General features: G+C 70.0%; 19 protein-coding genes and 1 tRNA gene. 15 read left to right on the plus strand and 5 right to left on the minus strand.

What is annotated here, in order from left to right:
- The first annotated feature begins 170 nt into the window (after positions 1–170).
- The 9 genes from ACWCXB_RS15190 (at position 171) to ACWCXB_RS15230 (ending at position 10056) form a co-directional block, all read left to right on the plus strand.
- A complete protein-coding gene (locus ACWCXB_RS15190) occupies positions 171–1007 on the plus strand; it encodes a hypothetical protein (protein ID WP_450722879.1) in 837 nt (278 codons plus the stop codon).
- Between the two features lie 94 nt (positions 1008–1101).
- A complete protein-coding gene (locus tag ACWCXB_RS15195) occupies positions 1102–1860 on the plus strand; it encodes a YcnI family copper-binding membrane protein (protein WP_450722881.1) in 759 nt (252 codons plus the stop codon).
- Between the two features lie 33 nt (positions 1861–1893).
- Positions 1894–2601, plus strand: a complete 708-nt coding sequence (locus ACWCXB_RS15200) for an SCO family protein (RefSeq protein ID WP_450722882.1) — start codon at positions 1894–1896, stop codon at positions 2599–2601.
- Entirely contained in the window at positions 2598–3047 is a 450-nt protein-coding gene (locus ACWCXB_RS15205; RefSeq protein WP_450722884.1) for a copper chaperone PCu(A)C, read from the plus strand. Before ACWCXB_RS15200 ends, ACWCXB_RS15205 begins: the two co-directional genes overlap by 4 nt.
- Before the next feature lie 26 nt (positions 3048–3073).
- Complete coding sequence (locus ACWCXB_RS15210) at positions 3074–5032, plus strand: copper resistance CopC/CopD family protein (protein ID WP_450722886.1); 1959 nt, start codon at positions 3074–3076, stop codon at positions 5030–5032.
- 8 nt (positions 5033–5040) lie between these two features.
- The gene (efeB, locus tag ACWCXB_RS15215; RefSeq protein ID WP_450722888.1) at positions 5041–6384 is read left to right on the plus strand and encodes an iron uptake transporter deferrochelatase/peroxidase subunit; all 1344 of its coding nucleotides are present in this window, start codon (positions 5041–5043) and stop codon (positions 6382–6384) included.
- A gap of 69 nt (positions 6385–6453) precedes the next feature.
- The gene (pheA, locus tag ACWCXB_RS15220) at positions 6454–7389 is read left to right on the plus strand and encodes a prephenate dehydratase (protein WP_450722890.1); all 936 of its coding nucleotides are present in this window, start codon (positions 6454–6456) and stop codon (positions 7387–7389) included.
- A gap of 583 nt (positions 7390–7972) precedes the next feature.
- Complete coding sequence (gene serS / locus ACWCXB_RS15225) at positions 7973–9250, plus strand: serine--tRNA ligase (protein WP_450722892.1); 1278 nt, start codon at positions 7973–7975, stop codon at positions 9248–9250.
- Complete coding sequence (locus tag ACWCXB_RS15230; protein WP_450722894.1) at positions 9247–10056, plus strand: HAD family hydrolase; 810 nt, start codon at positions 9247–9249, stop codon at positions 10054–10056. Before serS ends, ACWCXB_RS15230 begins: the two co-directional genes overlap by 4 nt.
- A 191-nt stretch (positions 10057–10247) precedes the next feature.
- On the opposite strand, the gene ACWCXB_RS15235 is transcribed toward ACWCXB_RS15230, so the two are convergent.
- The 5 genes from ACWCXB_RS15235 to ACWCXB_RS15255 form a co-directional block, all read right to left on the minus strand.
- A tRNA-Ser gene (locus tag ACWCXB_RS15235) sits at positions 10248–10332 on the minus strand.
- Positions 10333–10731: 399 nt separating this feature from the next.
- Positions 10732–11451 carry an ABC transporter permease gene (locus ACWCXB_RS15240; protein ID WP_450722896.1) on the minus strand — a complete coding sequence of 240 codons (720 nt, stop codon included), beginning with the start codon at positions 11449–11451 and terminating at the stop codon, positions 10732–10734.
- A gap of 14 nt (positions 11452–11465) precedes the next feature.
- Positions 11466–12377, minus strand: a complete 912-nt coding sequence (locus ACWCXB_RS15245; protein ID WP_450722898.1) for an ABC transporter ATP-binding protein — start codon at positions 12375–12377, stop codon at positions 11466–11468.
- Positions 12374–13300, minus strand: coding sequence for an ABC transporter permease (locus ACWCXB_RS15250; protein ID WP_450722900.1), 927 nt, complete (start codon positions 13298–13300; stop codon positions 12374–12376). The genes ACWCXB_RS15245 and ACWCXB_RS15250 overlap by 4 nt, the downstream gene beginning before the upstream one ends.
- Entirely contained in the window at positions 13297–14262 is a 966-nt protein-coding gene (locus ACWCXB_RS15255) for an ABC transporter ATP-binding protein (protein ID WP_450723087.1), read from the minus strand. The genes ACWCXB_RS15250 and ACWCXB_RS15255 overlap by 4 nt, the downstream gene beginning before the upstream one ends.
- Positions 14263–14493: 231 nt before the next feature.
- Here ACWCXB_RS15255 and ACWCXB_RS15260 point away from each other — a divergent pair, with 231 nt between their 5' ends.
- The 6 genes from ACWCXB_RS15260 to ACWCXB_RS15285 all read left to right on the plus strand — a co-directional run bounded on the left by ACWCXB_RS15260 (position 14494) and on the right by ACWCXB_RS15285 (position 20773).
- Positions 14494–15348: a M24 family metallopeptidase gene (locus ACWCXB_RS15260; RefSeq protein WP_450722902.1), complete on the plus strand. Its 855-nt coding sequence runs from the start codon at positions 14494–14496 to the stop codon at positions 15346–15348.
- Positions 15349–15359: 11 nt separating this feature from the next.
- A complete protein-coding gene (locus ACWCXB_RS15265; protein ID WP_450723089.1) occupies positions 15360–17120 on the plus strand; it encodes an SDR family oxidoreductase in 1761 nt (586 codons plus the stop codon).
- Positions 17102–18022 carry a metal-dependent hydrolase gene (locus tag ACWCXB_RS15270; protein WP_450722904.1) on the plus strand — a complete coding sequence of 307 codons (921 nt, stop codon included), beginning with the start codon at positions 17102–17104 and terminating at the stop codon, positions 18020–18022. The genes ACWCXB_RS15265 and ACWCXB_RS15270 overlap by 19 nt, the downstream gene beginning before the upstream one ends.
- Before the next feature lie 9 nt (positions 18023–18031).
- On the plus strand, positions 18032–18970 hold the full coding sequence (locus tag ACWCXB_RS15275; protein WP_450722906.1) for a MerR family transcriptional regulator: 939 nt from the start codon (positions 18032–18034) through the stop codon (positions 18968–18970).
- A gap of 194 nt (positions 18971–19164) precedes the next feature.
- A complete protein-coding gene (locus ACWCXB_RS15280) occupies positions 19165–19707 on the plus strand; it encodes an RNA 2'-phosphotransferase (protein WP_450723091.1) in 543 nt (180 codons plus the stop codon).
- A 118-nt stretch (positions 19708–19825) separates the two neighbouring features.
- On the plus strand, positions 19826–20773 hold the full coding sequence (locus ACWCXB_RS15285; RefSeq protein ID WP_450722908.1) for an LLM class flavin-dependent oxidoreductase: 948 nt from the start codon (positions 19826–19828) through the stop codon (positions 20771–20773).
- The last annotated feature ends 6 nt before the right edge of the window (positions 20774–20779 follow it).

A 20779-nucleotide genomic window follows, 5' to 3' on the forward strand; every position in this document is an offset into this window, starting at 1 on the left:
TAAGAAGCGTCATTGACCCTCATTCGGCGGACGCGCGTACGGCGTAAACGGGTGTATGTCCGTGAATGCCGGGCGGAGAGCGCCCGAGCGTGCGCGCGAAGCCGCCGCAAACGTGATCTTCCGGACCTGCCGCCCGGCGGCCACGGGCACAGTGCGATGATGTCCCGGCCATGTCTGCCCACCCGTCGGTCGAGCCCTCGATCGCACACGCCGGAGCCGGTCTGCGGCTGCTGAGGGCCGCGGTGTTCGCCGCGGTCTGCGTCGTGCTGTCCGCGCTGGGCCATGTGCTGGCCGGGTGCGCGACCGTCCCCTGGTGGACGCTCCTGGCGGGATTCCTGATCGTCTTCGCGGTGACGTCGCCACTGGCCGGGCGCGAGCGTGCGATGCCCGTCATCGCCACCGCCCTGGCAGGTGGACAGCTCGCCCTGCACACCCTGTTCGGCCTCGGCCAGCGGCAGCTCGTCGTCGCGCCGACCGCCGACGACGCGCTGATCAGGACCGCGGCGAAACTCCTCTGCGGCGCCGGTGGCACTTCGCTGAGCGCCGCCGACGCCCACCGGATCATCACGCGCGCCGGAATCGACCCCGCGAGCGTCGGGCACGCCACGGGAGCCGCCCACGCCGGACACCAGCACGCGGCGGGCGCCTCGGCGTCCGCCACGGTGGAGGCCGCCGGGCTGCTGCCGGACGTTCCGATGCTGCTCGGCCATCTGCTGGCCGCGGTCGTGACCGGCTGGCTGCTGCGGCGCGGCGAGGTCGCGCTGTTCCGCCTGGCACGGCTGTCGGCGCACGGCGCCACCGAGATCGCGGAAGGCGCGCTCGTACGTTCGCTGCGCGCCGCCCTCGTCCTCGTACGGGCCCTGCTCGCCGGACTGCCCGGGTCGCCCGGCACCGCTCCGCGCGCTGTCCGTACGACCCTCGACACACCCCGGCCCCCGGTGGCAGGGGCACTCCAGCACACGGTGATCAGGCGCGGCCCCCCGGCCGCGTACGCACTCGCAGCCTGACGCGGCCCACTCGACGGGAGTGGTGCCGCAGCGTCCGTGCGCATCCGCGCCGCGGGCCGCTCACCCTTCCTTCTCACGTGGAGTGTTCTCGGCCATGAACAACGTCTCTCGTCTCGCCGTCGCCGGCGCCGTCGCCGCCTCGTCCGTGCTGCTGCTCTCCGGCCCGGCCTTCGCACACGTCAGCGTGCAGCCGCAGGGCGAGGCCGCCAAGGGCGGCTACGCCACGGTCAACTTCAAGGTCCCCAACGAGCGCGACAACGCCTCGACCGTGAAGCTCGAGGTCACCGTCCCCGCCGACCACCCGCTCTCCTCCGTGATGCCGCAGCCCGTCCCGGGCTGGAAGGCCGAGGTCACCAAGACCAAGCTGGCGAAGCCGCTCACGGTGCACGGCAAGCAGATCACCGAAGCCGTCTCGAAGATCACCTGGACCGCGGACGGCGGCAAGATCGCGCCGGGCCAGTTCCAGCAGTTCCCCGTCTCGCTCGGCAAGCTTCCCGAGGACACCGACCAGCTCGTCTTCAAGGCCCTCCAGACGTACGACAACAAGGAGGTCGTGCGCTGGATCGAGGAGTCGAAGGAGGGCGCCGCGGAGCCCGAGCACCCCGCGCCCGTGCTCACGCTGTCCGCGGCGACCGGCGACCACCACGGTGGCGGCGCCACCAAGGACGCGGCCGACGACAAGTCCCACGATGAGGCCGGCGCCGGGCACCACGACGCGGACGCGAAGACCGAAGCCGCCGCCCACTCCGACGCCAGTGACACCACCGCCCGTGTCCTGGGTGTCGTGGGCATCGTCATCGGTGCCGCGGGTGTCGCGTTCGGCGTGCTGGCCGGCCGGCGCCGCTCGGCCTGACGACCGGCACGAAACCTTCGAGAGAGAAACCCCATGCACATCCAGAAGACCGACGACCAGGCCCGCCCGCGCCGGCGCGCCCCATGGATCGCGCTGATCGTCACCGCGGCGGCCCTGGCCGTCGCCGCGGGCTTCGCCCTCACACAGGGCGACGGAACCGGCTCCTCGTCCGGCGGCGCCGTCGCCGACGTCTCCGTCCAGCCGAAGGACAAGGCGGCAACCGTCCTGGACCGCCCCTTCGAGAAGCCCGACCTGGTCCTGACGGACACCAAGGGCAACAAGTTCGACTTCCGCGAGCAGACCAAGGGCAAGCCGACGCTGATCTACTTCGGCTACACGCACTGCCCCGACGTCTGCCCGCTGACGATGAGCAACATCGCCATCGCCAAGAAGAAGCTCCCCAAGGCCGACCAGGACAAGCTCCAGGTCGTCTTCGTCACCACCGACCCCGACCGGGACACCTCCGCCGAACTCGCCAAGTGGCTGCCCGCCGCCGGCGACCCCTCGTTCGTCGGCCTCACCGGTGACTTCCCGACCATCCAGGCAGGCGCGCGCCAGCTCGGCATCGGCATCGACCCGCCGAAGAAGGAGAAGGACGGCTCCGTCGTCTCCATGCACGGGGCACAGGTGATCGCCTTCTCCCCCACGACCGACCAGGGCTATGTCCTGTACGGGGAGAGCACCACCGCGGACGACTACGCCAAGGACCTGCCGAAGATCATCAAGGGGGAGAACCCGTGAACCGCCGCACCACCCTCGCCGCCGTCGTGGCCCTCACCACGGGACTGACGCTGGCGGGCTGCTCGTCGTCCGACTCCGCGCCCGAGCTGAAGGTCAGCGGGGCGTTCATGCCGCAGCCCGTGGGCGACATGGCGGGCGGCTTCCTCACCGTCACGAACAGCGGCGACACGGCGGACAAGCTCACCTCGGTCACCAGCAGCCTTTCGGACGACGTCCAGATCCACGAGACGAAGAACCAGAAGATGCAGCAGGTGAAGTCCTTCGACATACCTGCAAACGGTGAGCTGAAGCTCGAACGCGGTGGCAGCCACATCATGTTCATGGCCATCAAGAAGCAGCCGAAGCAAGGCGAAAAGGTCGACATCGAGCTGCACTTCGAGAAGTCGGACCCGATCACGGTCGAGCTTCCCGTGGAGGCGCAGACCCACAACCCGAAGCAGCACTGAGCTACTTGAGGGACTGACGACACATCATGATCACCACCGCCCCGCGCTTCGGAACCGCGACTCTTCTGCGGCTGCTGCTCATCACCGCGGCGCTGCTCGGCACCGTGCTCTCCGGCACGGCGAGCGCGCACGCCGCGCTGACCGGGAGCAACCCGAAGGACGGGGCGGTGCTCGCCACCGCCCCCAAGGACGTCACGCTCACCTTCTCCGAGCAGGTCGCCATGGGGAACGACTCGATCCGGGTCCTCGACCCCAGCAGCAAACGAGTCGACACCGGTGAGCTGCAGAACCTGTGCAGCGGGAGCATCGTCAAGTACGGCGTCCCGCTGCACGCCGGCCTGCCGGACGGCACGTACACCGTCGCCTGGCAGGCCGTCTCGGCCGACAGCCATCCGGTCGCCGGCGCATTCACCTTCTCCATCGGAGCGCCGTCGCAGACCAAGGCGGAGCTGCCGAAGCAGGAGGCGGGCGGCGGACTCGTCGGCACGCTCTACGACATCGCGCGGTACGCGGCGTACGCCGGGTTCATCGTGCTCGCGGGCGGCGCCGCGTTCGTCCTCGCGTGCTGGCCGCGCGGCGCGGCCGAGCGGCCGCTGCAGCGGCTGGTCGTGCAGGGCTGGGTGACGCTCACGGCGGCGACCCTGGCGATGCTGCTCCTTCGCAACCCGTACACCGGGTCGGGGGAGTTGGCCGACGCCTTCGACCTGGGTGGGCTGAAGGCCGTGCTGGAGACCAAGACCGGTGCGGCGCTGGTGTCGCGGCTGCTGCTGCTCGGGGCGGCGGCGCTCTTCGTGGCGGTGCTGTTCGGGGCGTACGCAAGGCGGGGCGACGCCGGAGACGCAGAGGAGAGCGCGCAGGAGAAGAAGGAGAGGGGGGACCTCACCTTCGGTCTCGCGGTCGGCGGAACGGTCGTCGCGGCCGGGATCGCCGGCACCTGGGCCCTCTCCGAGCACGCCTCGACCGGTCTCCAGCCGGGCATCGCGATGCCCGTGGACGTGCTGCATCTGCTCGCCGTCGCCGGCTGGTTCGGCGGCCTGGCGGCAGTGCTGGTGGCGCTGTACCGGACCCCTTCTCTCGACCGTACGGCGGTACTCCGCTTCTCCCGGATCGCCTTCGCTTCGGTCGTCGTGCTCACCCTCACCGGGCTCTACCAGTCCTGGCGCCAGGTCGGCTCCTGGTCGGCGCTGACCGGCACCTCGTACGGCCGGCTGCTGCTGGTCAAGGTGGGCTTGGTCGCCGTGCTCGTCGGGGTCGCCTGGATATCGCGGCGGTGGACGGCACAGCTGGCGGAGGGTACGGGGCCTGTTGCGGAAACCGAGCCGGAGACCGAAGCGGAAACCGAGCCGGATTCCGAGCAGGAGCGGGAGCAGGAACCGGAGACCGTACCGGACCAGGAGTCCGTCGACCCCGAGCGCGCCGCGCAACTCGCCCGTCAGAGGACCGCGTTGGCGACGGCCCGGCGCAAGCGGATCAGGGATGCCGACCCCGCCCGTACCGGACTGCGCCGCTCGGTGCTCGCGGAGGCGGGCATCGCCGTCGTACTCCTCGCCGTGACGACCGTGCTGACGTCGACCGAGCCGGGACGTACTGAGGAGGAAGCCGCGCGCGCAGGGGGCACACAGGCGTCCACCGCCGTACCGGACCGGCCCGTCGACATCACGCTGCCGTTCGACACCGGCGGCAAGGACGGCAAGGGCACCGTACGGCTGAACATCGACCCGGGCCGCTCCGGCGCCAACGAGCTGCACGTGTGGGTGAACCGGCCCAACGGGCGGCCCCTGGACATCCCCGAGGTGAAGGTCGCCTTCACCCTCACCGCCGAGAAGATCGGCCCGCTGCCCGTCGTCCCCGACCGCATCGCGAGCGGCCACTGGAGCGCGAGCAACCTCCAGATCCCGCTGCCGGGCGAGTGGAAAATCCAGATCACCGTACGGACGTCCGACATCGATCAGACGACCGTCGACAAGAACGTGAAGATCGGCTGACGAACCGCATGAGTGACACCGTCAAAAGCGACACCGGCAAGAGCCACACCGGCACGAGCGAAATCGACAAGAGCGACACCGGCACGAGCGACATCGAGATCTCGCGACGGCGGCTGCTCGGCACGGTGGGCGCCGCGGGAGCGACCGGGCTGGCACTGGGCGCGGCGGGCGGCGCCGGGGTGTACGCGGCTGCCGCCGGCGAGCCGGCGACCGCACTGACCACCGTCGGCTCCGCCGCCGAGTCCTTCCAAGGCGACCACCAGGCGGGCATCACCACGCCGATGCAGGCCCGCGGCCATCTGATCGCCTTCGACCTGACCGCGAGCGCAGGCGCGGGCGCGGACGGCGCTGCGGCACGCAAGGCGGCGATCGCGCTGATGCGCCGCTGGTCGGCCACGGCCTCCCGGCTGATGGCCGGCGAACCGGCCGGTCACGGCGACACGGGCGTCGCCCTCGACGCGGGCCCCTCTCTGCTGACGATCACCTTCGGCTTCGGCCGCACCTTCTTCGACCGGACGGGCCTGGCCGCGCGGCGCCCCGTCGAGCTGGACCCGCTGCCCGCCTTCTCCTCCGATCAGCTGGACCCGCGGCGCTCCAACGGCGATCTGTGGGTGCAGATCGGGGCGAACGACGCGCTGGTCGCCTTCCACGCCCTGCGCGCGATCCAGAAGGACGCGGGCGAGGCGGCGCGGGTGCGCTGGCAGATGAACGGCTTCAACCGTTCGCCGGGCGCGACCGCGCAGCCGATGACCGCACGCAATCTGATGGGCCAGATCGACGGCACCCGCAACCCGAAGCCGTCCGAACCGGACTTCGACCGGCGGATCTTCGTCCAGGCGGACACTCCCGCGGGGACGGAGCACCCGTGGCTGGCCGGAGGCTCGTACGCCGTCGTGCGCAGGATCCGCATGCTCCTCGACGACTGGGAGCAGCTGTCCCTGAAGCAGCAGGAACGGGTGATCGGCCGGCGCAAGTCCGACGGTGCTCCACTGACCGGTGGCAGCGAGACGACCGAACTCGATCTCGACAAGACCGGTCCTGACGGCAAGCTGATCATTCCTGACAATGCCCATGCCCGGATCTCGGCACCGGAGCAGAACGGGGGTGCGGCAATGCTGCGGCGCCCGTACTCCTTCCACGACGGAATCGCCGCCGACGGCACGCCGGACGCGGGACTCCTCTTCATCTGCTGGCAGGCGGACCCGCTGAGGGGCTTCGTGCCGGTGCAGCGCAAGCTCGACCGGGGCGATGCGCTGTCCCCGTTCATCCGGCACGAGGCGAGCGGGCTGTTCGCCGTCCCCGGCGGCCCGAGGAAGGGCGAGTACGTGGGGCAAAGGTTGCTGGAATCGTAAGGGGGCGCGGGCGCACTAGGGTGGCTGGTATCCGCCAGCAGTTGCCGCGAGCGCCAGCAGGGATGCCGTATGTCTGCCACCCGATACACCTACCTCGGCCCCGAGGGCACCTTCACCGAGGCCGCCCTGCGCACGCTCCCGGAGGCCGCGACGCGGGAGCTGGTCCCGATGGTGTCCGTACCGGCCGCGCTCGACGCCGTACGGAACGGGGAGGCCGCGGCCGCGCTCGTACCGATCGAGAACTCGGTGGAGGGCGGCGTCACCGCGACCCTCGACGAGCTGGCCTCCGGCGAGCCGCTGATGATCTACCGCGAGGTGCTGCTGCCGATCGCCTTCGCGCTGCTGGTGCGACCGGGCACGAAGCTGTCGGACGTGAAGACGGTGACCGGCCATCCGGTCGCCCAGCCGCAGGTACGGAACTGGCTGCGCGCCCATCTGCCCGACGCCGTCTGGGAGTCGGCGGCTTCGAACGCGGACGGCGCGCGGCTGGTGCAGGAGGGCCGCTTCGACGCGGCCTTCGCCGGTGAGTTCGCGGCGGCGACGTACGGCCTCGAACCGCTGGTCACCGAGATCCACGACGCGGAGAACGCGGAGACGCGTTTCGTGCTCGTGGGCCGGCCGGCCCGCCCCGCGGCCCCGACCGGCGCGGACAAGACGTCGGTGGTCATCTGGCAGCGCGACGACCATCCGGGCGCGCTGCTGGAGCTGCTCCAGGAGTTCGCGGTGCGCGGCGTGAACCTGATGCTGCTGCAGTCGCGGCCGACAGGGGCGGGCATCGGGAACTACTGCTTCGCGATCGACGCCGAGGGCCATATCGCGGACCGACGGGTCGGCGAGGCGCTGATGGGTCTGAAGCGCATCTGTCCGGAGGTGCGGTTCCTGGGGTCGTATCCGCAGGCGGGGGTCGCGGCGGAGAATATGCGTTCACTGCGGGCCGGGACGTCGGACACGGAATTCGTGGACGCGGCGGAGTGGCTGGCCCGCTGTCAGGACGGCCGGGCGTAACCCTGCGTTTCCTTTCACCCGTTCTGTCCGCGCGATCTTCCCACTTTTCGTTACCCACAGAAGTTATCCACAGGGCTGCTTCTCGACCTGGGGACAAGTCGACAACGTCGATCCACAACGTCGACAAATCGCCCCAGTCGCCCCACATGCGTCCACAGCCCACTCGGTCGCCCGTGTCAGCCCAATTCCTTTGATCAACTCTTTGGAGCGAGGAATTCCCACTCGAATGAGTGCATGGACGAGGTTTGAAAGAGGAATCCTCCGCTCCTCATGCGGCTTCCGGAATGATCTCTTCCGTAATCCACAGACCGTGGGCACGCCCTGTGGATAACTCCATGGAGCCATGCACTCCTGTGGACAACACGCCTCGAGTCCCCACCCCGCAAGGAGAAACGAGGAGGAGGAAGGGGAACAGGTCAAGCAAGAAGCGAGACTTGCCCCATTTCGGCGAACAGCATCCCGTTCATTGACTGATGTCGCTCACGATTTACCGCCGCTTTCCCCAATTCCGACAATTCGGGCAAAGTAACACGCAAGCAATATCAACTGGGGAGGCGGGAGCGCGCACCGGTAGCCTGGTGGGGTGATTGACCTTCGCCTGCTCCGTGAGGACCCCGACCGTGTTCGCGCCTCCCAGCGCGCCCGTGGAGAGGACGTCGCGCTCGTCGACGCCCTGCTCTCCGCCGATGAGCGGCGCAGGTCGTCCGGCGTCCGCTTCGACGAACTCCGCTCCGAGCAGAAGTCGCTCGGCAAGCTCATCCCCAAGGCGTCCCCGGACGAGCGCGCCGAGCTGCTGAAGAAGGCCGAGCAGCTGAAGAGCGACGTCAAGGCCGCCGAGGCCGAGCAGAACGAGGCCGACGAGGAGACCCGCCGGCTGCTGCTCCAGCTGGGCAACCTGGTCCACCCGGACGTCCCGGTCGGCGGCGAGGAGGACTTCGTCGTCCTGGAGACGCACGGCACGATCCGCGACTTCGGCGCCGAGGGCTTCGAGCCCAAGGACCACCTGGAGCTCGGCGAGGCGCTGGGCGCCATCGACGTCGAGCGCGGCGCCAAGGTGTCCGGCTCGCGCTTCTACTACCTGACGGGCGTCGGTGCCCTGCTCGAGCTCGCCCTGGTCAACGCGGCGATCGCGCAGGCGACGGAGGCCGGCTTCATCCCGATGCTGACCCCGGCGCTGGTCCGCCCGCGCGCCATGGAGGGCACGGGCTTCCTCGGCCAGGCCGCGGAGAACGTGTACCACCTGGAGAAGGACGACTTCTATCTCGTCGGCACGTCCGAGGTCCCGCTCGCGGCGTACCACATGGACGAGATCATCGACGCCGACAAGCTGCCGCTGCGGTACGCGGGCTTCTCGCCGTGCTTCCGCCGCGAGGCCGGTACGTACGGCAAGGACACGCGCGGCATCTTCCGCGTCCACCAGTTCGACAAGGTCGAGATGTTCTCGTACGTCGACCCGGACGACGCCGAGAACGAGCACAGGCGGCTCCTGGACTGGGAGAAGCAGTGGCTCAACGCCCTGGAACTGCCGTTCCAGGTCATCGATGTCGCGACGGGCGACCTGGGTGCGTCGGCCTCGCGGAAGTTCGACTGCGAGGCGTGGATCCCGACCCAGGGCAAGTACCGCGAGCTGACGTCGGCGTCGAACTGCGACGGCTTCCAGGCGCGCCGGCTGTCGATGCGGATGCGGGACGGAAAGCAGGTCAAGCCGCTCGCGACGCTCAACGGCACGCTGTGCGCCGTACCGCGCACGATCGTGGCGATCCTGGAGAACCACCAGCTGGCGGACGGTTCGGTGCGGGTGCCCGAGGTGCTGCGTCCGTACCTGGGCGGCCGTGAGGTCCTGGAGCCGGTCTCCAAGTGAGCCCGGCGCTGTTTCCGTACCGTCTGATCGCCACCGACCTCGACGGGACGCTGCTGCGCTCCGACGAGACGATCTCGCAGCGCACGCGCGACGCGCTCGCCGCCGCCACGGCGGCGGGCGCCGCGCACATCGTCGTCACCGGGCGCGGCGTCGCGTGGACCCGGCACATCCTGGACGACCTGGGCTATCAGGGGCTGGCGGTCTGCGGGCAGGGCGCGCAGGTGTACCACGCTGGTGAGCACAAGCTGCTGACCTCGGTGACCCTGGACCGGCAGCTGGCCGCGCTGGCGCTCGCCAAACTGGAGGCGGAGGTCGGCCCGCTGGCCCTCGCGGCGAGCCGCGACGGTCTCGACGGCGAGGTCATCGCGGGGCCGGGCTACCAGGTGCAGGAAGGCCCGCTCCCGGTGGTGCCCTTCACCGACCCGGCCGAGCTGCTGTCCGCCCCGCTCAACAAGGTCTACGTCCAGCATCCGTCCCTCGACGACGACACCCTCGCGCGCATCGCGCGCGAGACGGTGGGCGGTCTGGTGGACGTGGTGATGGCCGGCCCCGGGATCGTCGAGATCCTTCCGCTGGGCCTCAGCAAGGCCACCGGCCTCTCGCTGGCGGCCCGCCGCCTCGGCGTGAAGTCCACGCAGACGATCGCGTTCGGCGACATGCCCAACGACATCCCCATGTTCGCCTGGGCCGCCCACGGCGTGGCCATGGCCAACGCCCACGAGGACCTGAAGGCGGTGGCCCACGAGATCACCGCGTCGAACGAGCACGACGGCATTGCGGTGGTGCTCGAGGAGCTCATGTCCTAGCTGTGGGTCCTAGCTGTGGGTCCTAGCTGTGGGCAGTCGTTCCGTTGGGCTGGGGGCACCCCCAGGCGAAGCTCTGGGGGAGGGTGGGCTCAGCCCCCGGTGCGAGGCGCCGCTACGGTCCGGGCCCACCTCAGGGGCCTGGGCCGACCCAGGTCGGCCCGTACCGTTTTGCCGCCCACTCAAGGGCGTCGCGGAGGATGCGCGGATCGAACGCGCGCGGGGTTGACCCCGACCACGGCTTAGCAAGCCGGTGCCTTACCACTCGGCCAATCCTCCGGGAGGGCGGCCCGCGCGAATGCGCGCTCGAAGCGGCCGCCCGGGCAGCTGTCTGCAGCGGCTCTACGGAGTCCGATGATTACTCCGAAGCCTGCCGCACACTGCCCTGCTGGGAGCTCGACGGACTCGAACTCTCGGTCATCGCCGCGCCCCTCCCCGGTCTCGAAAGTCGTCGCACGTTTGCGCGACTCTGTCTCAACTACTGTGACCGCCCGGGAAGTTCCGCGCCACTGAATTTCGGCCGTCGGCGCCGGTGCCCATGGCGTCGTCCTCCGCCTCGTGCATCCAGGTCCCTGCCGGCCCGCCAAGCGGGTCCGAGGACGACGGCGGGCCGGGCCGGGAGCACCCCGAGGCCCGGCCCGGTGGCCGACGAGGGGCGTGAGCCCCCGGGATCCGTCCCTACTCCTCCCCGGCCAGCTTCAGGGTCCGCAGCTTCTGCCCGGCGTACCCCGTGGCCAGCACCGTCACACCGGCCAGCAGCGCCACGGCGAGCGGCAGCCCCACGTCCGAGGCGATCATTCCCTCGCCGCCGATCTTCTCGGCGAGCGCCAGCGACCACTGCTGCACACTGAGCGTGCGCGCACCCGGCACCAGGCTGCCGAAGAGCGTCTCCCACACGAGCGCGTAGACCAGCCCGATCACGACCGCATGCCGGCTGACCGTGCCGAGCAGCAGGAACAGCGCGCTGTACGCGATCGACGCGACCAGTGCAGCGACCATGTACGCCGTGGCGATCTGCTGGCCGTTCCCGTTCAGGATCAGCCCCGCCAGCAGCGTGGGGATCGCGGAGAAGGCCATCGTCACGGCGATCGCCACGATGAGCTTGGTGACGATGATCGTCGGCCGCTTCACCGGCTTGGCGAGCAGATAGACGATCGAGCCGTCGTCGATCTCCGGCCCGATCGCGCCCGTGCCTGCGATGACACCGATCAGCGGCACCATCGTCGCGATGGCGAAACCGCCCAGCACATCGGCGGCGACCTGGTCGTCCACCCCGTTGAGCGCGCGCACCGCGGCGGCGATGAGCAGCAGCAGCCCCGGAAGGATGAAGAGGACCGCCGCCCGGCGCCGGCCGAGGAGGGCCCGGTACGTGAGCCGGGCGACTGTTGGGTTGTACATGTCGATGGCTCCTTTCAGGCCGCAACGAGGTACGAGAAGACCGACTCGAGGGACTCGTCCGAAGGCGAGACCGTCAGCAGCCGGATCGAGTGCTCACGGGCGACCTTCGGGAGCAGTTCGGTGAACCGCCCGAAGTCGACCGCCTGGATCCGCAACGCGCCTTCCTGCAGATCCACTTCGATGCCGGCCGTCGACGGGTCGGCGATGAGCGCCGCGGCCAGCGCCCGGTCGTCGCTGGAACGGACGAGATACCGGTGCGGCCGGTCCGTCATCAGCCTGCGGATCCTGCGGAAGTCGCCGCTCGCCGCGTGCCGTCCCGCCACGATCACCTCGATGTGCGAGGCGAGTTGCTCGACCTCCTCCAGGATGTGGGACGAGAACAGGACCGTACGGCCCTCGGCCCCCATCCGCCGCAGCAGCTCCATGAGCTGCATCCGCTGGCGCGGGTCCATGCCGTTGAAGGGCTCGTCGAGGAGCAGCACGCTCGGCTCGTGCACGAGTGCGGACGCCATCTTGACGCGCTGGCGCATTCCCTTGCTGTACGTCGCGATCTTGCGATCCTGCGCGTACTCCATCTCCACCGTGGCCAGCGCGCGCTGGGCCGCCTTGGCGCCCAGGCCGTGCAGTTCGGCGTTCGCGACGACGAATTCCCGCCCCGTCAGGAAGTCGTACATCGCCTCGCGCTCGGGCACGACGCCGATCTGCTTGTACACCGCTTCGTTGCGCCAGATCGGCTGCCCGTCGAGGGTGACACTGCCCGTGGAGGGGGCGAGAAAACCACCCATCATGTTGATGAGCGTGGACTTGCCGGCCCCGTTGGGACCGAGGAGTCCGGTGACGCCCGGGCCGATGGTCATGGTCACGTCGTTGACGGCGACCACGTTTCCGAACCAGCGCGAGGTGTGGTCGATGTTGATGGTTGTCACAGCCCGACCTTTCGGTAGCGGCGCATCAGCACGGCGTACGAGCCGAGGATGAGCGCGAGGACGACCAGCACATAGACCGTGCCGGCGCCGGTATCCGGCCCCTGCCCGCCGGGGAAGGAGGAGGTCGCGCCCAGGAACGCTGTCTGCACACCGTCGATGAGTGTGATGGGCGAGAAGAGCCCCAGCCACTCCACCGCGCCGCCGGATCCGGTCTCGTGTGCGATGGCCTGGACCGTGGAGACCGCCCCGTAGGTGATGGTCAGGGTGGCGATGACGGCGGCGACGCCGAAGCCGCGGCGCGGGGTGAGCGCCGCCATGACGAGGCCGAGGCCGCCGAAGAGCAGCGAGAGCAGAGCCACGGAGACCAGTCCCTGTGCGAATCCCTTGGTCTGGTCGGAGAAGTCCATCTTCGCCAGCAGCGAGCCGATGTAGAGGATCAGCAGCGGGGCGGCGGTGAGGACGAACAGCGCCGACGCCATCGCGCCGTACTTGGCAAGGACGTAGTCGATGCGCTCGATGGGCCGCGAGAAGTACAGCGGCACGGTCTTGAAGCGCAGGTCCCGGGAGACCGACTGCGGGGCCTGGGCGGCCAGGAAGAGGCCGATGACCGCCTGCGTGACGATCGCGTAGCGCGTGTAGTCGAGCGGCAGGTCCTTCATCTTGGTGGCGACCGCGACGGCGACGATGATCGCCGCGGGCACGCACATCACCGCGAACAGGATCATCGGCAGCACCTTGGACTTGGCGCTGCGGCCCAGTCCGTACGCGCCCCGCAGCGACTGCGAGTAGAGGGAGCGCCGAGCGTAGGCACGGCCGAGCCGGGCGCCCTCGTAGTTCCGGTATCCGATGTTGTGGATACGGGTCGTCTCGGTGCGGGTCGTCTCGATACGGGTTGTCTCGGTGCGGGTTGTCCCGTTGCTCATCGCGCCGGCACCTCCATGGGCTGGGCCGCTGCTTCGGGGCGGAAGACCTCCGCGATGTGGTGGCGGCGCTGTTCCATCCGTACGAGTCCGAGGCCGAGGGCGGCGACGGTGTCGCGGACGGTGTCGTACGTCTCCTCGCCGGTCGCCTCCAGCAGGAGGATGTGGCCGGCTCCCGGCAGCCCCTCCTCGACGCCCGCGTGCAGCGTGATGCCGGCGGCCGCAAGGGCCTCGCGCAGTGCCGCCGTTCCGTCGGGGTGGGCGTCGGAGTCGGTGACCTCGACCGCGAGGGTGGTCGTGATCTGGGTGAAGTCGCTGGTGGAGCTGGAGCGCAGCAGCGCGCCGCCGTCGACGACCACCACGTGGTCACAGGTGCGCTCGAGCTCACCGAGGAGATGGGAAGTGACCAGGACCGAGATGCCGAAGTCGGTGTACACGCGGCGGATCAGGCCGAGCATCTCGTCACGGCCCACCGGGTCAAGGCCGTTGGTCGGCTCGTCGAGGAGTACCAGCTGCGGGTCGTGGACCAGCGCCTGCGCGAGCTTGACGCGCTGCTTCATACCGGTCGAGTAGCCGCCGATGGGGCGGTACCGCTCCTCGTAGAGGCCGACATGGCGCAGCGTGTCGGCGGTGCGCTCGCGCGCCGCGGTGGGCGGGAGTCCGGACATGCGCGCCATGTGGACGACGAACTCGGTGGCCGAGACATCGGGCGGCAGGCAGTCGTGCTCGGGCATGTAGCCGACGCGCTCACGGATGGCGGCGCCGGAAGTGGCGACGTCCAGGCCGAGCACCTCGGCCCGGCCTTCCGTGGCGGGGGACAGACCCAGCAGGATCTTGATCAGTGTGGACTTGCCGGCTCCGTTGGCGCCCACGAGTCCGGTCACGCCGGGCCCGATGTCCAGGGAGAGCCGGTCAAGCGCGGTCACCCGGGGGAACCGCTTGCTCAGGCTTTCGGTCACGATCACAGTCACGCTTCGAAGGTAGTGGCGCAGACCACAGGCGGCGTCAACCCTGGCGGCTGGTTCCGCATCCGACTCCAGGCGTACGGACCCGTAGGGGGGCCACGCCGAAGGAGGACTCGACAGGAGTTGTCCACAGGTCTGTGCACGGCCCTTGACGCAGCCGCCAGGCATTGTCACATTCATCAGTGTCAAGTTACGAGCACGGACCGCACATGACGAGGGACGGACGGTGGCATGGCCGGCAAGACCTCAGCAGTGACGACGGGGCGCGAGGCGGATCTGCAAGGGTTCCGGGAGGTGCAGCGCCTGGCGTACGAATGCGCGGAAGCGGTCGCGGCCCAGCTCAGGCCCGGCGTGACCGAGCGCGAGGCGGCGCGGATGCAGCGGGAGTGGCTGCGCGAGCGCGGGGTGCGCGACTGGTTCCACCTCCCCTTCGCCTGGTTCGGGGACCGCACGGCCTTCGTCGGCTTCCGGATACCGCTGCAGTTCTTCCCGACCGATCGGAGGCTGGAGGCGGGGATGCCCTTCATCCTCGACATGGCTCCTGTCCACAAGGGCTTCACGGCCGACATCGGCTATTCGGGCTGCCTGGGGCCCCACCCCGTGCACGACAAGCTGCTCGCCGACCTGCGGGCGCACCGCGAGCTGATCCTGCGCGAGGTGCGTGAGCGCCACTCGCTGCGCGAGATCTACGAGGACGTGGACCGGCTGATGGTCCGGCAGGGCTACGCCAACCGGCACAGGGCGTATCCCTTCGGGGTCATCGCCCACAAGGTCGACCGGGTCAGGGAGCGCCGGTGGTCGCCGACCCTGTTCGGCTTCGGCACCCAGTCGCTGAAGGGGCTCGCGAGCGACGCGCTGCACGGCCACCGCGACGGCTGGTCGCCGCTGTGGTCGCCGTACAGGTTCTCCGACCACCCGCCGCAGCCGGGACTGTGGGCGGTCGAGCCGCACCTGGGCTTCCGGGGGACGGGCGCGAAGTTCGAGGAGATCCTGGTGGTCACGGACTCGAAGGACCCGGAGCAGAGCGCGTTCTGGCTGGATGACGATCTGCCGCACGTGCGGCGCTGGGCCGAGGAGGACTCTTGAGCGACGTGAGCGTGGGGATCGAGGGCGCGCGCGAGCGATGGGTGCGCACGGGCGGGATCAAGCTGTGCGTCGCGGAGCTCGGTGACGAGACACAGCCGACGGTGCTGCTGGTGCACGGCTATCCGGACAGCAAGGAGGTGTGGTCCGAGGTGGCGGCCCGGCTGGCCGAGCGCTTCCATGTCGTGCTGTACGACGTCCGGGGGCACGGCCGCTCGACGGCGCCGGTGCCGCTGCGCGGCGGGTTCACCCTGGAGAAGCTGACGGACGACTTCCTGGCGGTCGCCGACGCCGTCAGTCCGGACCGGCCGGTGCATCTGGTCGGGCACGACTGGGGGTCCGTGCAGTCCTGGGAGTTCGTCACGGTGAAGCGGACCGAGGGCCGGATCGCCTCGTTCACCTCGATGTCCGGGCCGTCGCTCGACCACTTCGGGCACTGGATCAAGCAGCGCATGACCCGGCCCACCCCGCGCCGTGTCGGCCAGCTCCTCGGCCAGGGCGCCAAGTCCTGGTACGTGTACATGCTGCACACGCCCGTGCTGCCCGAGCTGGCCTGGCGCGGACCGCTCGGCAAGCAGTGGCCGAAGATCCTCCAGCGGGTCGAGAAGGTGCCCGGCGGTGACTACCCGACCCCGTCGCTGCCGTCCGACGCGGCGCACGGCGCCTGGCTCTACCGCGACAATGTGCGCGCCCGGCTGCGCCGCCCGCGTTCCGACGCGTACGCCCACGCACCGGTCCAGCTGATCACCCCTACCGACGACGCCTTCCTGTCCGAGCGGCTCTACGACGACCTGGGCCGGTGGGCGCCCCAGCTGGTGCGCCGCACGCTGCCCGCCAAGCACTGGGTACCGCGCACCCGTCCGGACCAACTGGCGGTGTGGATCACGGAGTTCGTGACGGCGACCGAGGAGGGCCGGCCGGCCCCGGCGAGCGCGGCACCCGGCCGGTACGCGGACCGGTTCGGCGGGCAGCTGGTGCTGGTGACGGGTGCGGCCAGCGGTATCGGGCGGGCCACGGCCTTCGCCTTCGCGGAGGCGGGTGCGCGGGTCGTCGCCGTGGACCTGGACGCGGAGGGGGCGGCCAGGACCGCGGAGATGGCCCGGCTGATCGGCGCGCCCGCGGCCTGGGGCGAGGCGGTGGACGTGTCCGACGAGGAGGCGATGGAGAAGCTCGCCGGGAAGGTCGCCGCCGAGTACGGCATCGTGGACGTGCTGGTCAACAATGCGGGGATCGGTCTCTCCGGCTCGTTCCTCGACACCACGAGCGAGGACTGGCGCAAGGTCCTCGACGTCAATCTGTGGGGGGTCATCCACGGCTGCCGGATCTTCGGCAGGCAGATGGCCCGGCGCGGCCAGGGCGGCCACATCGTCAACACCGCGTCGGCCGCCGCGTACCAGCCCTCCAAGGCCCTGCCGGCCTACTCGACGTCGAAGGCCGCGGTGCTGATGCTCAGCGAATGCCTGCGGGCGGAGCTGGCCGAGCAGGGCATCGGGGTCTCGGCGATCTGCCCGGGCCTGGTGAACACGAACATCACGGCGACCGCGCGCTTCACGGGTGTCTCCGCCGAGGAGGAGAAGCGCCGGCAGAAGAAGTCCTCCCGGCTGTACGGACTGCGCAACTATCCGCCGGAGAAGGTCGCCGACGCGGTCCTGCGGGCGGTCGTGAAGAACCAGGCGGTGGTGCCCGTGACCCCGGAGGCCCGCGGCGCCCACCTCATGTCCCGGTTCACCCCCAGGGCCCTGCGCGTGATAGCCCGATGGGAGCCGCCGCTGTGAGCGACCAGCATGTGATCGCGCCGCGAAGGGTGTCGTTCGACTGGCGCGGGACTCCGCTGCACTGGATCCCGGACGAGCCGACCGCCACCCATGTCATCAATGTGCTGCACCTGCTGCTGCCGGCCGGTGAGCGGTGGTTCGTCAAGGTCTTCAAGGAGGCCCTGCCGCTGGTCCGCGACCCGATGCTGCTCGGTGACGTCAAGGGCTTCATGGGCCAGGAGGCCACACACAGCGTGCAGCATGCGTACGTCCTGGACCATCTGGCCGAGCAGCGGCTGGACACCACGGCGTACACGCGCCATGTGGACTTCCTCTTCGAGCAACTCCTCGGTGAGGAGCCGCCGTTCGGTGTCCCGGTACCGGCCCAGGAGTGGCTGCGCTTCCGGCTCTCCGTGATCGCCGCGATCGAGCAGTTCACGGCGGTCCTGGGGAATTGGGTGCTGCACGCGGAGGCACTGGACCGGGCCGGCTCCGACGCGATCATGCTGGACCTGCTCCGCTGGCACGGCGCGGAGGAGGTCGAGCACCGCGCGGTCGCCTTCGACATGTACCAGCACTGCGGCGGCAGCGGGCTGCCGCGCTATGCCCGGCGCATCGAGGGCATGGTGGTCACCGCCCCCGTGCTGCTGTGGCTGTGGGTGTGGGGCGCGTCGTATCTGATCCGCCACGACCCCCGGCTCGCGGGGCGACTGCGGTACTCGCTGCGCGAGCACAACAGGGCGGTGGCGAAGGGCCTGCTGCCCGGCTGGCGGGAGATAGGCGCCGCAATACCCCGATACTTCCGGCGGTCGTACCATCCCTCGCAGGAAGGGTCGCTTCGCAAGGCGGTCGAGTATCTCGCCGCATCGCCTGCGGCCCGTGCGGCGGCGGGAGCGGTGGGACGCGCCGCCATGGGGCAGTAGGGAGTGATCGTGTCCGGGGAGCCGGCAGCCGAGTACCGGATCGAGGATCTGGCCCATCACAGCGGGGCCACGGTCCGGACGATCCGCGCCTACCAGGACCGCGGACTGCTTCCCAAGCCGGAGCGGCGCGGCCGGGCCAATGTGTACGGGGACACCCATCTGGCCCGGCTGCGGCAGATCGCCGACCTCCTCGACCGGGGGTACACACTGGCGTCCATCAAGGAACTGCTGGAGGCCTGGGATGCGGGGCGCGGACTCGGTGGGGTGCTCGGCCTGGTCGCCGAGGTCCAGGGTCCCTGGACCGACGAGGAAGCCGCCCGGATCACCCGCGCGGAGCTGGACGAGACCTTCGGGGGAAAGCCGGACGAGGAGGCCGTCGCCGAGGCGGTGGAGCTCGGCGTACTGGTGCGCATCCCGGGCCGGGCCGACGAGTTCCTGGTGCCGAGTCCCCAGGAACTCGCAGTGGCCGCCGAGTTGTACGCGGCGGGTGTACCACTGCTGGCAATCTCCGGTCATCTGCGGGAACTTCGCGGACAGGTCGAGCACATAGCCTCCCGTTTCCTGGAGTTCACCACCGAGCATGTCTTCGCCCGCTATCTCGGACATCAGCCGCCGACCGAAGCGGACGCGGCGGAGGCGGCGTCGATGGTGCGGCGGCTGCGGCCGCTCGCACAGCAGACGGTCGATGCCGAACTCGCCAGGGCGATGCAGCTGTTCGCGACCCGGCATCTGCAGCACCATCTGGGCGCGGCACCGCTGGAGCACGACGACGAGCCACGATCGGTGGCACTGCCCGCTGCGACGATCCGGGCCGTGCATCAGCTCGTTGGACCGGAGAACGCAGAGGCATTCATCACGGCAGCGACCGAACGCGAGTTGCATGCACGGACATTGGACGCACTTACGGCAAGCACCAAGGAAAGGTTTGAAGTTGATCAAATACCTTGAGTCGAACGGTGATTGTCCACAGGAGCGTCAATTCCCCTTGTGGATAACGAACTTGGCTGTGGATCAAACATGTGGAGTACTTTCGTCCGGATGAAAATCGCGTGGCGCCGCGCTGACGCCACGGGCACTCTGACGGCATGGACAAAACAGACGTGACCGAAGACGGCGAAGCTGACATGAGTGGCGTGGGCAGCATGAACGAGAAGCGCACCGTCAAGGTGTCGAAGTACCTCTCGAAGCATCTGAGACATCAGCCCGAGCGGATCGGCATCACCCTGGATGCGAACGGCTGGGTCGCGATCGACGAGCTGATGCGGGCTGCTGCCGCGCACGGCTTCCCCTTCACCCGGGCCGAGCTGGACCACGTCGTCGCCGTCAACGACAAGCGGCGCTTCACGATCGACGGCGCCCGGATCCGCGCCAATCAGGGCCACACCGTCGAGGTCGACCTCGATCTGCCGGTCGCCGAGCCGCCCGCGTACCTCTACCACGGCACGGTCGCCCGCAGCCTGGACGTCATCCGCGCGGAGGGCCTGCGCCCCATGGCCCGCCACCATGTCCACCTCTCCCCCGACCGTGAGACCGCGACCCGCGTCGGCGCCCGCCGGGGCCGCCCGGTCGTCCTCTCGGTGGACGCGGGCGCGATGCACCGCGCCGGCCATGTGTTCCACGTCAGCGCCAACGGGGTCTGGCTCACGGACGGGGTCCCCCCGGAGTTCCTGCGCTTCCCCGGCTGACCCGCGGTCCTCTCGACCTTCCCCGCTGACCTGCGGCTTTCTCCCGGCCTCCCGCACTGACCTGCGCCTTCCCTGCAGCTGAACAGGGCACCGACAGGCCCCCCGTACGCTGGAGGGCATGACGTCTCCTCTGCGCCTCAGCACCGTGATCCTTCCCGTGCACCGCTGGAACGAGGGAGGCCGGGCGCTCTGGCAGCGTGCCGAGGAGCTCGGTTTCCACGCCGCGTACACGTACGACCACCTCGCCTGGCGGACCTTCCGCGACGGACCGTGGTTCGGTGCCGTCCCCACCCTGACCGCCGCCGCCGCGGCCACGGACCGGCTACGCCTGGGCACCCTCGTGACCTCGCCGAACTTCCGGCACCCGGTCACCCTGGCCAAGGAACTGATCACCCTCGACGACATCTCCGGCGGCCGCATCACCCTCGGCATCGGCGCGGGGGGCAACGGCTTCGACGCGACGACCCTGCTGAAGAGCGACGAGGAGCCCTGGACACCGCGCGAGCGCGCGGACCGGTTCGGTGAGTTCGTACCCCTGCTGGACAAGCTGCTCCGCGAGCCGGCCGGGGCGACGTACGAAGGCCGCTTCTACTCCGCGTCCGAAGCGCGGAACGTCCCCGGCTGCGTCCAGCGCCCGCGGCTTCCCTTCGCCGTCGCCGCCACCGGCCCCCGCGGGCTGAAGCTCGCCGCGCAGTACGGGCAGGCTTGGGTGACGACGGGCGACCCGAAGCTGTACGAGACGGGTAACCCTGAGCAGTCGGTCGAGGCCGTCGCGGGGCAGCTCACCAAACTGGGCAAGGCCTGCGCCGAGGCCGGGCGGGACGCGGCCGAGCTCGACAAGATCCTGCTCACCGGCTTCACCCCCGACTTCAACCCGGCCGTCACCGCGCCCCGGCCGGGCCGTCCGCTGGAGTCCCTCGACGCCTTCGTCGACTTCGCGGGCCGGCACGCGGAGCTCGGATTCACCGAGATCGTCGTCCACTGGCCCGTCGCGGACTCGGTCTTCGCAGCTGACCAGGCGGTCTTCGAGCGGATCGCGACGGAGGCCCTGGCACAGCTGCGCTGAGCCGGA

The sequence above is a fragment of the Streptomyces sp. NPDC001514 genome (assembly GCF_053597075.1).

What these genes read in the sequence shown, in the direction of transcription:
- ACWCXB_RS15240 (WP_450722896.1), bottom strand. Translation starts at nt 11,451, where the DNA reads ATGTACAACCCAACAGTCGCCCGGCTCACGTACCGGGCCCTCCTCGGC.
- ACWCXB_RS15280 (WP_450723091.1), top strand. Translation starts at nt 19,165, where the DNA reads ATGAACGAGAAGCGCACCGTCAAGGTGTCGAAGTACCTCTCGAAGCAT.
- ACWCXB_RS15285 (WP_450722908.1), top strand. Translation starts at nt 19,826, where the DNA reads ATGACGTCTCCTCTGCGCCTCAGCACCGTGATCCTTCCCGTGCACCGC.
- ACWCXB_RS15195 (WP_450722881.1), top strand. Translation starts at nt 1,102, where the DNA reads ATGAACAACGTCTCTCGTCTCGCCGTCGCCGGCGCCGTCGCCGCCTCG.
- ACWCXB_RS15190 (WP_450722879.1), top strand. Translation starts at nt 171, where the DNA reads ATGTCTGCCCACCCGTCGGTCGAGCCCTCGATCGCACACGCCGGAGCC.
- ACWCXB_RS15210 (WP_450722886.1), top strand. Translation starts at nt 3,074, where the DNA reads ATGATCACCACCGCCCCGCGCTTCGGAACCGCGACTCTTCTGCGGCTG.
- pheA (WP_450722890.1), top strand. Translation starts at nt 6,454, where the DNA reads ATGTCTGCCACCCGATACACCTACCTCGGCCCCGAGGGCACCTTCACC.
- ACWCXB_RS15270 (WP_450722904.1), top strand. Translation starts at nt 17,102, where the DNA reads ATGGGAGCCGCCGCTGTGAGCGACCAGCATGTGATCGCGCCGCGAAGG.
- ACWCXB_RS15250 (WP_450722900.1), bottom strand. Translation starts at nt 13,300, where the DNA reads ATGAGCAACGGGACAACCCGCACCGAGACAACCCGTATCGAGACGACC.
- ACWCXB_RS15200 (WP_450722882.1), top strand. Translation starts at nt 1,894, where the DNA reads ATGCACATCCAGAAGACCGACGACCAGGCCCGCCCGCGCCGGCGCGCC.
- ACWCXB_RS15260 (WP_450722902.1), top strand. Translation starts at nt 14,494, where the DNA reads ATGGCCGGCAAGACCTCAGCAGTGACGACGGGGCGCGAGGCGGATCTG.
- efeB (WP_450722888.1), top strand. Translation starts at nt 5,041, where the DNA reads ATGAGTGACACCGTCAAAAGCGACACCGGCAAGAGCCACACCGGCACG.